Raw genomic sequence first — 11,212 nt, 5'->3', positions numbered from 1 at the left:
TCCAAATGATATCGGGTAAGGCGAAGCGACCACCAGCACAATGACTTTACCTGCCCGCCCCTCAGCGCTACAATGCCCGCCCTTAATATGGGGGCACTCCCCTAACCGCCTCATTAAGTGAGGCGAGTCTGACCTGTCATCAGAACGAGATAATTATGTTTAAACCGGAACTCCTTTCCCCGGCGGGAACGCTGAAAAATATGCGTTACGCTTTCGCCTATGGCGCAGATGCTGTGTATGCGGGCCAACCGCGTTATTCACTGCGCGTACGCAACAACGAATTCAACCACGAAAACCTGCAGCGCGGCATTAATGAAGCCCATGAACTGGGTAAAAAATTCTATGTGGTGGTTAACATCGCCCCGCACAACGCCAAGCTGAAGACCTTCATTCGTGATCTGAAACCGGTGGTGGAAATGGGGCCGGATGCGCTGATCATGTCGGACCCGGGTCTGATTATGCTGGTGCGCGAGAACTTCCCTGATATGGATATTCACCTGTCGGTGCAGGCTAATGCCGTTAACTGGGCGACAGTCAAATTCTGGAAGCAGATGGGGCTGACCCGCGTGATCTTGTCTCGCGAACTGTCGCTGGAAGAAATTGAAGAGATCCGTACCCAGGTGCCCGATATGGAGATTGAGATCTTCGTTCACGGTGCATTGTGCATGGCCTATTCCGGGCGCTGCCTGCTCTCTGGTTACATCAACAAGCGCGACCCGAACCAGGGCACCTGTACCAATGCCTGCCGCTGGGAATACAACGTGCAGGAAGGGAAAGAAGACGTGGTGGGCAATATCGTACATAAGTACGAGCCGATCCCGGTACAAAACGTCGAACCCACATTGGGTATTGGCGCGCCGACAGATAAAGTCTTTATGATTGAAGAAGCCCAGCGACCAGGTGAGTACATGACCGCGTTTGAAGACGAACACGGCACTTACATCATGAACTCGAAAGATTTGCGTGCTATTGCCCACGTTGAGCGTCTGACGCAAATGGGCGTGCATTCGCTGAAGATCGAAGGCCGTACCAAGTCATACTATTACTGCGCACGTACCGCGCAGGTTTATCGCAAAGCAATTGATGATGCCGCTGCCGGCAAACCGTTCGACCCGCAACTGCTGGAAACGCTGGAAGGTCTGGCGCATCGCGGTTACACCGAAGGGTTCCTGCGCCGCCATACGCATGACGACTATCAGAACTACGAATACGGCTTCTCTGTGTCAGAGCGTCAGCAGTTTGTTGGCGAATTTACCGGCGAACGTAAAGGCGAACTGGCAGCCGTGCTGGTGAAAAACAAATTTACCGTCGGCGACAGCCTGGAATTGATGACCCCACAGGGCAATATCAACTTTACCCTTGAGCAGATGGAAAACGCGAAAGGCGAAGCCATGCCGGTTGCTCCGGGCGATGGCTACACCGTGTGGATGCCGGTACCTGAGGATATCGATCTGAATTATGCCTTGTTAATGCGTAATTTTGCCGGTGAGTCCACACGCAACCCGCATGCTAAGTAGTTAATTACGGTTATTTTTCAGCGTTCGGAAGATTCTTAGAAATCGATCACATACCGTTTCGTTCATTAAGGGTATTATCCCACCCGCTGAAAAACATAACCCATAAATGCTAGCTGTACCAGGAACCACCTCCTTAGCCTGCGTAATCTCCCTTACGCAGGCTTATTTTTTGCCTGCCGTTTAAACTCCCCCGAATATCCCAATTCAAATCACTTTTATCAGGCGAAAAAAAACCGGGCATTACGCCCGGCTGATTAGGTGATTAAAGATTAATGTGCGGCTTCTGGCTTGTGCTTTTGCGCACTCTGGAAACCATAGGTCAGCTCATTTTTCTCTTTATCCAATTCAACGGTTACCTGACCACCATCCACAAGCGAACCGAACAGCAGTTCGTTGGCCAATGGTTTTTTCAGGTTGTCCTGAACAACACGCGTCATCGGACGTGCGCCCATTGCGCGGTCATAGCCTTTCTCAGCCAGCCAGTTACGTGCTTCCTGGCTTACTTCCAGCGAGACGCCTTTCTGATCCAGCTGTACCTGCAACTCGACAATAAACTTATCTACAACCTGATGAATCACCTCGGTAGAGAGATGGTCGAACCAGATAATGTTGTCGAGACGGTTACGGAATTCCGGCGTAAACACTTTTTTGATTTCGCCCATCGCATCAGTGCTGTTGTCCTGATGAATAAGCCCAATCGATTTACGTTCGGTCTCACGTACCCCGGCGTTGGTGGTCATGACCAGCACCACATTACGGAAGTCTGCTTTACGGCCATTATTGTCGGTCAGCGTACCGTTATCCATTACCTGCAGCAGCAGGTTAAAGACATCCGGGTGCGCTTTTTCGATTTCATCCAACAGCAGGACCGCATGCGGGTGTTTAATGACCGCGTCGGTCAGCAAACCGCCCTGGTCATAACCGACATATCCCGGAGGCGCACCAATCAGACGACTGACGGTGTGACGTTCCATATACTCAGACATATCAAAACGCAGCAGCTCAATGCCGAGCGCTTTGGACAGCTGCACCGTGACTTCGGTCTTACCAACGCCAGTCGGTCCGGCAAACAGGAATGAACCGACAGGTTTATGCTCATGTCCGAGACCGGCACGGCTCATTTTGATCGCTTCAGTCAGCGCCTCAATAGCTTTATCCTGTCCGAATACCAGCATTTTCAGACGGTTACCCAGATTTTTCAGCGTATCACGATCGCTCTGCGACACGCTCTTCTCCGGGATACGCGCGATGCGGGCCACCACGGACTCAATATCGGCTACGTTAACGGTTTTCTTGCGTTTGCTGACCGGTAACAGACGCGCACGCGCGCCCGCTTCATCGATCACGTCAATGGCTTTATCCGGCAGATGACGATCGTTGATGTATTTCACCGCCAGTTCGACCGCGGCACGTACCGCTTTAGCGGTGTAGCGAACGTCATGGTGCGCTTCGTATTTCGGTTTCAGACCGTTGATGATCTGCACGGTCTCTTCTACCGACGGCTCAGTGATATCAATTTTCTGGAAACGGCGCGCTAACGCACGGTCCTTCTCAAAAATATTGCTGAATTCCTGATAGGTTGTGGAACCTATTACACGGATTTTACCGCTGGAGAGCAGAGGCTTGATTAAGTTAGCCGCATCCACCTGGCCGCCCGAGGCCGCACCCGCACCGATAATGGTGTGGATCTCATCAATAAACAGGATGCTGTTGGTATCCTGTTCCAGCTGTTTCAACAGCGCCTTAAAGCGTTTTTCAAAATCGCCGCGGTATTTGGTGCCCGCCAGCAGCGACCCGATATCCAGAGAGTAAAGGGTGCAGTCCGCCATGACTTCCGGCACGTCGCCCTGGACAATGCGCCAGGCAAGACCTTCGGCAATCGCGGTTTTACCGACGCCAGATTCCCCCACCAACAGCGGGTTGTTTTTTCTGCGACGGCACAGTACCTGAATGGCGCGCTCCAGCTCTTTGTCCCGGCCAATGAGCGGATCAATCCCGCCCACACGGGCAAGCTGGTTAAGGTTAGTCGTGAAGTTCTCCATACGGTCCTCCCCGCCAGCTTGCTCTTCGTTATTTGGCTGATTCCCGGAGTCAGAAGACTGACTTGGTTCGTCTTTGCGCGTGCCATGAGAAATAAAATTCACCACGTCCAGACGACTCACTTCATGCTTACGCAGCAGATAGGCCGCCTGAGATTCCTGCTCGCTAAAGATAGCTACCAGAACATTTGCGCCGGTAACTTCATTGCGCCCGGAGGACTGAACATGAAAGACCGCACGTTGCAGTACACGCTGAAAACTCAACGTTGGCTGCGTGTCGCGCTCTTCTTCACTGGCAGGCAATACGGGTGTGGTTTGTTCAATGAAGGCTTCGAGTTCCTGACGGAGCGCCACCAGATCCACAGAACACGCTTCCAGCGCTTCGCGGGCCGATGGGTTACTGAGCAACGCCAGTAACAAGTGCTCGACGGTCATAAACTCATGTCGGTGCTCGCGCGCTCTGGCGAAAGCCATGTTTAAACTGAGTTCCAGTTCTTGATTGAGCATAGGCACCTCCCCCAATATTTATGCCTGCATTCAGGCTTTTTCCAGCGTACACAGCAACGGATGCTCGTTCTCCCTCGCATATTTGTTCACCATCGATACTTTGGTTTCAGCCACTTCGGCAGTAAACACGCCGCAAATAGCTTTACCTTGATAGTGAACTGCAAGCATCAGTTGCGTTGCACGTTCTACATCATAAGAAAAGAATTTTTGTAACACGTCAATAACAAACTCCATCGGAGTGTAATCATCATTGATTAATATCACTTTATACATAGATGGCGGTTTTAGCGCGTCGCGCAATTTGTCTTCCGCCAGCAGATCGAAATCCAGCCAGTCGTTCGTCTTACTCATTGTCAGTCGTCATCTTCAGTTACGGTTTCCGGCAGAAAATGTTGCCGCTGACAAGCAGCCTATGCACACACTCAATCTACCTCAAGTATTAGATAACTATCATCTATTAGTGTCATCCGCGACATCTGTCACAGAACCGACAATAGCGTTAACTGCTTCAAATTTTGATGCATTTTTACCCTATTCCATCCGTCTGACGCTTGACGCCCCGCCTGATTTCTCTAAATTGTAGTTTCGAGAGTTGGCGAGGTTTTGAACAGCCCCCACTCCGCAACCGGTTCATTCCATCTTACTTATATAAGATCTACGAAGGATGTCGAAGTATGGAAACGGGTACTGTTAAGTGGTTCAACAACGCCAAAGGGTTTGGTTTCATCTGCCCCGAAGGCGGCGGCGAAGACATTTTCGCCCATTACTCCACCATTCAGATGGATGGTTACAGAACGCTAAAAGCCGGACAGTCTGTCCAGTTTGATGTCCACCAGGGGCCAAAAGGCAACCATGCCAGTGTCATCGTGCCTGTCATTGAAGCAGAAGCCGTCGCATAACCCTTCTGTCTCATTGTGTACATCCCGCAGTCAAAATGCCAGCCCTTGCGGCTGGCATTTTTATCTCGACAGTATTACTCCCGCGCCAGCGCATCTACCGGATCGAGCCGGGCCGCATTACGCGCCGGTAACCAGCCAAACAAAATGCCGGTAGCGGTTGAGCACAGGAATGCCGTAAGCAGCGCAACGGGTGAGAAGCCAATTTCCCAGCCGGGCAGGAATAACTGTAGCGTAAAGGCGATCAGCATCGACAACGTGATACCCAACGCGCCGCCAACCAGACATACCAGCACCGCTTCAATGAGGAACTGTTGCAGCACATCACTGGCGCGCGCGCCAACCGCCATACGAATGCCAATCTCGCGCGTTCGTTCGGTTACCGAAACCAGCATAATATTCATCACGCCGATTCCACCTACCACCAGCGAAATGACCGCCACCAGCGTCAGGAAGAGTTGTAATGTACGTGTGGTCTTTTCGGCGGTTTTCAAGACGCCGTCCATATTCCAGGTAAAGAAATCTTTCTTCCCATGGCGTAACGACAACAGGCGGGTAAGCTGCTGTTCAGCCTGAGCACTATCAAAACCGTCCTTCACCCGCACGGTGATTGAGTTCAGCCACGATTGCCCCATAATTCGCCCGGACATGGTGCTGTAAGGCAGCCAGACCCGCAGGATCTTACTACTGCCGAACATCGACTGTTTCTCCTCTGCAACGCCAATCACCGTAGCAGGCATATTTCCCACCAAAATGACTTCGCCCACCACCTTCGCTTTATTGGGGAACAACTGACGTCGGGTATTACTGTCGAGCACCACCACCTGCGCCCGACCTGCAAGCTGCTCAGCGTTAAAGGTGGTCCCTTCGCTAAACGTCATGCCATAGACATTGAAATAGTCGCCGCTAACGCCGTTCGCACTGGCAGCCACGTCAATATTACCGTAGCGTAGCCGCAGGTTCTTCGACACCGCAGGCGTCACCGAACTTACCCAGGGCTGTTTCTGCAGCGCGGTTAAATCGTCATATTTCAGCGCCTGTTGATACTGCGGATCGTCATCGCCGAAATCTTTGCCGGGATAGATATCAATGGTATTGGTACCGATAGCGCGAATGTCTGCCAGCACCAACTGTTTTGCCGCATCCCCCACCACCACAATCGAAACCACCGAAGCAATACCGATGATGATCCCTAGCATGGTCAGCAGCGTACGCATCTTATTCGCAGCCATTGCCAGCCAGGCCATGGTGAGCGCTTCGCGAAAACCACTGATAAACTGACTCCAGCCCGACACTGTTTTCACTGTCGGCACGGAGATTTCGCGTCCGCCAGGAGATTTGTGCGGCGGCGGGTTGCGTACAATCTCTCCGTCGCGAATTTCAATTACGCGCTCGGCCTGCGCGGCCACCTGCGGGTCGTGCGTAACGATAATCACCGTATGTCCGCGATCGCGAAGCTGATGCAAAATCGCCATCACCTCTTCGCCAGAATGGCTATCCAACGCCCCGGTGGGTTCGTCGGCAAGAATCACCTGCCCACCGTTCATCAACGCACGCGCAATGCTGACCCGCTGCTGCTGGCCACCGGAAAGCTGGGATGGCTGATAATCAACCCTGTCGCCCAGCCCCAGCCGCTGGAGTAATTCCTGCGCACGAGCCAGACGTTGCTTACGTTCTGTCCCGGCATAGACCGCTGGCACCTCAACGTTTTGCGCGGCGGTCAAATGCGACAGCAAATGATAACGCTGGAAGATAAAACCAAAATGCTCGCGTCGCAGTTGCGCTAACGCATCGCTATCGAGGGTGGAGACATCGCGCCCGGCCACCCGATACGTGCCGCTGGTAGGCTTATCGAGACAGCCGAGAATGTTCATCAGCGTCGATTTACCCGAACCAGACGCGCCGACAATCGCCACCATTTCACCGGCCTGAATGCTCAAGGAAACGTCCTTTAACACCTCGACCTGCCCTTCGCCTGACGGGTAACTACGGCGGATATTGCTCAGCTCAAGCAATGCCGTCATTTCGCTGCCCCAGGATTGCCCTCGCCAGTAATGACTTCATCTCCCTCTTCCAGCCCCTTCACAATCTCCACATCGGTGTCATTGCGCGCGCCGATCACCACCTCACGCTCGCGGGTTTCACCGTTACGCAGCAGCCTGACGTTATAGCGATTATTGCCAATAGGATCGCCCAGCGCCGATAGCGGGATGGTCAGGACATTTTTGACATCCGTGAGCTGAATATGGACCTGTGCGGTCATATCCAGACGCAGGATCCCTTTCGGGTTAGGCACTTCAAAGCGGGCATAGTAGAAAATCGCGTCATTCACTTTTTCCGGCGTCGGCAGGACATCTTTCAGCGTACCTTCGTAGCGCGTCTGCGGATCGCCGAGGACAGTGAACCAGGCTTTTTGTCCGGGATGCAGGTGAATAACATCCGCCTCGGAAACCTGCGCTTTCACCAGCATGGTACTCATGTCTGCTAACGTCAGAATGTTAGGTGCCTGCTGGGCGGCAATAACGGTTTGTCCTTGCAGAGTGGTTATTTGCGTAACCTCACCCGCCATTGGCGCTACAATGCGGGTGTAATCAAGGTTGGTCCTGGCTGTATCAAGAGAGGCTTGATTACGCTTAATCTGTGCATCAATGGTGCCAATTTGCGCCTGTTTGACCGCCATCTCGGTAGCCGCGGTATCGAGATCCTGTTGTGAAACCGCCTGGGTTTTCGCCAACTGCTGCTGACGGGAAAGCGTCACTCGCGCCAGCTTCCACTCGGCTTCAGCCTGTAAACGCTGGGCGCGTAATTCCATCAGCGTCGCTTCAACCTCTTTGATCTGGTTTTGCGCCTGTTCAGGATCGATAACGCCAAGCAGTTGATCTTTTTTTACTTTATCGCCAATCGCGACCGACAGCGTTTTTAACTGCCCACTGACCTGCGCCCCGACGTCAACTTTACGCAGCGCATCCAGTTTTCCGGTAGCCAGTACACTCTGCTGGAGATCGCCGGGACGAACAATTAACGTTTGATACTGAGGTAAAGGCGCATTAAGCGTACGCCATAGCGCAATTATCGCCACAATAAGGATGATGGCGAAGATAAAATAGCGTTTTTTGATTTTTCCCTTGAGCTTCATAAATGTCCCAATTTCCCCCAATACGTCCATCAGAGTGGAGTGTTAAACGTCAACGTTAAATAAATAGCCGTTGAAAAGCGCAAGAATAACAGAGTTATTGATGAATGGTTAAGATCCACTGTGCTGAAATTAATGCCAGGGTATCAATCGGATTTATATTATGAGTCAACTAACTGAAAGCGCTTTTCTTTCCACCAAACCCATCACCAGCCTTGGCCTTTTTTACAGCCTGAGCCGCGGTCAGTTACGGCCTGCACAGTGTTGGGATAAACGGAGCTTTCGGCGTAAGTTTATCTGGCGTTCATTACTGATACCTCGCCTTACCCGGGAATGGATGACTGAACTGGCGCAGTGGCCGGAGCTTGAAAACGTCCTCGCCCGTCAACCCCGGCTACCCGTTCGTCTGCATCGTCCTTACCTTGCCGCCAACTTCGATCGTAGAATGCGATTAGATGCGGTGCGTTTTCATTACCATGTTATCCGCAATGCATTCTTGCCTGGTGAATTTAACGCCTTATTAAGTCATGACGGCTTACAGTTGGCGCAAATTGAAGGCAAAGATAACGAGATATTTACCGTGACCATGATGATGTTTCCGGTACTCGATAAAGAGGGTGAAAGTACCATTCTGGTGCGAAATGGCGAGGGTGACGAACTGACTAAAATGACATTTACGTTCTGCGAATATAATGGGAAAAGTACATTATTTATTGGCGGCATGCAGGGCAATTCACAACTTCCGCACGAAGCAACACAAAAAGCGACCAAATCCTGCCACGGAATATTCCCCAAACGCCTTGTTATGGAAGCCATTTGTCGTTTGGCAGAACAATTGAATATCGAAAAGGTAATGGCTGTCAGTAATGAACAGCATATCTTTCGCAGTCCGCGTTACCACGATCAAAACAAAGTGATTCTTTCCGACTACAACGCATTTTGGGCGTCGCTTGGCGGCGAGTGCGACAGCCGCGGGTACTATCATATTCCGCGTGCGCTGGCTCGAAAAAGCGAAGCGGAGATTGCCAGTAAAAAACGCGCAGAATACCGCCGTCGCTATCAGCTACTGGACAGCATCCACGCGCAGCTGTCGTCGATGTTTCGTCACTAATCCGCTCTGCCGCGTGCCAGCCACAGCACGCGGGAAAACATTTTACGCAGCAAAGTAGGGACGGCGTCTACGCCACGCCGCCCTGCTTCCATCGCCACCTCGATCGCCAGATCCGGTTTTGACGACCGATGAATCGCCTTGGAGATAATTTTGCGCATATTCATTGGCACGTTTTCCGGGATCTGCGCAACGCGATGAAAGACATCGGCGAACCCCTGGCGATACATAAAGTGTTCCATATCCAGCGCGGGGAGCATGGTTAAATGATCGCGCTCCTCCTCTCGGTCGTTATTCAATAAACCGCGCACCGTGGCGGCATACTTTTTCCCGGCTTCATCGCCATCGACCAGCACGTGCCATTCAATTCCCATCCGGCGGGCAAACTTAACCAGTGGTTTGAGACCTGACTGAGCAAATTCAATGACTTTAATACCTTCCGCATCAAAGTGATGTCCGCACTGGCGGGCCAGCTCGTTAATGACCCAGGTTTCCGTTTCGCCTTCCACCAGCAGCCAGCAGCGGGCAAACAGCGAAGATGCACGATTGAAACGAATATGGAAAGCGATACGCCGACCGTCCTCCGCGCTGATCCCACCCGGTCCCAGCCGCCAGGCGGCTACCCGGGATGATTCACGTACCAGACGGACAACATGTTCCACCGGCGTGAGAGACAGCAACTCACCGGAGTTGGTGGTCGCCACCCGCTGGAGAGGAAGTAGATTCAGCAAGTGCCAGGCAACCGACAACATGATGGGATGTAAACGCGTTTCCGGGTCTTCTATCAGCAATAAAGGCCGGGCATCTTTATCAAGCCTTAACGTGCCTTTGGCCTGCAACAGCGTCGAGAACAGTCCCAACAGAATAACGCGATGCGTTCGTCCGCCGGGCTTATCAATCATGCGGTTAATGATATCCAGATAGCGCCAGCTACGTTGTTCGTTATTGGAGCGGCGACGCATCAGGCGATAGCGGGACTGACCAGAACCCTGCTCAGAAAAATAGTGCTCCAATAGCTGCACCATGGCCGACAGCCCCTGACGAATCTGCCCATCAGTGAGGTTTTGTGGTCGGGTAGCCAGTTCACGCGCCAGAAAATCCAGCTGGCGGGCGGTCACTTCAACATCCGCCGAATCCGGCACCGTACCGTTACGAATGCGCCGCATAAAACGCGCGTCACGCAGACGCAACACAGGCATCAGGCGCACGAGATGACGCGCCAGATCGTTAATGTCGTCGAGCTCTAACGGATGACCATCGCCATCAAGAAAACTACGTAGCGTCAGGACAGTCCCGTCATCCGCACACTCGCCCTCCAGACGATAGAATATACGGTGATAACTATCGTTACACGGCGTCCAGCAGGCTTCCAGAGGACGGTACCGACGAACCCGATGACGACCCGGTTGAGATTCTCGAAACGTCAGGATAATGTGCAAATGATGTTCCCGGCCCTGTATATCCCCCGGCGGGAACCAAAAATCCTCACGATCAAAATGGTACAAATCAGATTCCGGCGACAGCAGCAAGGTTAGAGCATCCAGCAGACTGGACTTACCCCACGCGTTCTCCCCAATCAGCACGTTACTCTGCTCAAGCATCAACGACAGGCGGTTAATACCACGAAATCCAACAATCTCAACGCGTTCGAGAATCATATAGCCTCCGGAAATGCTAACTTTTTCCTTCAAGTTATCAGGAGTATAACGTTAACCGGGCGCTCAGAGCACCCGATATCATCAGGAGGTTAATCGCAGAAACCAAAAAAATTAAGAATATTCTTCTTATGTTTCCCTGTGATTATAATTTCTAAGCTCAATCATCATTTTTAGCTAATTGAACTATGCTTCATTCATCGAATATTCAAAAAGGAATCACGACATATTGCCTTAAATCAAATTTTTTCATCAATTTAACTGGCGAAGGGATGATGTTTTTTTCTAAAATACCCGCTCTTTCATCATCGTCCCTTTAAGCGATGAATTACCGGGCAAGGAACACAAACCCGGAAC

General features: G+C 51.9%; 8 protein-coding genes. 3 read left to right on the top strand and 5 right to left on the bottom strand.

The window, feature by feature from the left end; genetic code table 11:
- The first annotated feature begins 155 nt into the window (after positions 1–155).
- Positions 156–1,517 carry a tRNA 5-hydroxyuridine modification protein YegQ gene (gene yegQ / locus FDX11_RS03620; protein ID WP_042307426.1) on the top strand — a complete coding sequence of 454 codons (1,362 nt, stop codon included), beginning with the start codon at positions 156–158 and terminating at the stop codon, positions 1,515–1,517.
- A 269-nt stretch (positions 1,518–1,786) separates the two neighbouring features.
- Here the strand turns inward: yegQ and clpA are convergent, their stop codons facing one another.
- Together clpA and clpS are read right to left on the bottom strand one after the other, a co-directional pair.
- Complete coding sequence (gene clpA / locus FDX11_RS03615) at positions 1,787–4,063, bottom strand: ATP-dependent Clp protease ATP-binding subunit ClpA (RefSeq protein ID WP_042307424.1); 2,277 nt, start codon at positions 4,061–4,063, stop codon at positions 1,787–1,789.
- Positions 4,064–4,093: 30 nt separating this feature from the next.
- The gene (clpS, locus tag FDX11_RS03610; protein WP_042307420.1) at positions 4,094–4,414 is read right to left on the bottom strand and encodes an ATP-dependent Clp protease adapter ClpS; all 321 of its coding nucleotides are present in this window, start codon (positions 4,412–4,414) and stop codon (positions 4,094–4,096) included.
- A 323-nt stretch (positions 4,415–4,737) separates the two neighbouring features.
- Between clpS and cspD the strand changes: the two genes are divergently transcribed.
- Complete coding sequence (gene cspD / locus FDX11_RS03605; RefSeq protein ID WP_003036813.1) at positions 4,738–4,962, top strand: cold shock-like protein CspD; 225 nt, start codon at positions 4,738–4,740, stop codon at positions 4,960–4,962.
- A 74-nt stretch (positions 4,963–5,036) separates the two neighbouring features.
- Here the strand turns inward: cspD and macB are convergent, their stop codons facing one another.
- Together macB and macA are read right to left on the bottom strand one after the other, a co-directional pair.
- On the bottom strand, positions 5,037–6,983 hold the full coding sequence (gene macB, locus FDX11_RS03600) for a macrolide ABC transporter ATP-binding protein/permease MacB (protein WP_042307417.1): 1,947 nt from the start codon (positions 6,981–6,983) through the stop codon (positions 5,037–5,039).
- Complete coding sequence (gene macA, locus FDX11_RS03595; RefSeq protein WP_042307415.1) at positions 6,980–8,095, bottom strand: macrolide transporter subunit MacA; 1,116 nt, start codon at positions 8,093–8,095, stop codon at positions 6,980–6,982. The genes macB and macA overlap by 4 nt, the downstream gene beginning before the upstream one ends.
- A 160-nt stretch (positions 8,096–8,255) precedes the next feature.
- On the opposite strand from macA, the gene FDX11_RS03590 reads away from it, so the two are divergent.
- Positions 8,256–9,203, top strand: coding sequence for a VirK/YbjX family protein (locus tag FDX11_RS03590; RefSeq protein WP_137349922.1), 948 nt, complete (start codon positions 8,256–8,258; stop codon positions 9,201–9,203).
- On the opposite strand, the gene FDX11_RS03585 is transcribed toward FDX11_RS03590, so the two are convergent.
- Positions 9,200–10,858 (bottom strand): ATP-dependent endonuclease, encoded by a 1,659-nt coding sequence (locus FDX11_RS03585; protein ID WP_079223501.1) that lies wholly within the window; start codon positions 10,856–10,858, stop codon positions 9,200–9,202. The two genes, FDX11_RS03590 and FDX11_RS03585, sit on opposite strands and share 4 nt — an antisense overlap.
- Positions 10,859–11,212: the final 354 nt, after the last annotated feature.

This window comes from Citrobacter sp. wls714 (genome assembly GCF_005281025.1).
Classification (GTDB): Bacteria; Pseudomonadota; Gammaproteobacteria; order Enterobacterales; family Enterobacteriaceae; genus Citrobacter; species Citrobacter werkmanii.
The sequence above is the reverse complement of the archived record's forward strand: the minus strand, read 5'-3'. Positions and strand labels throughout refer to the sequence as shown.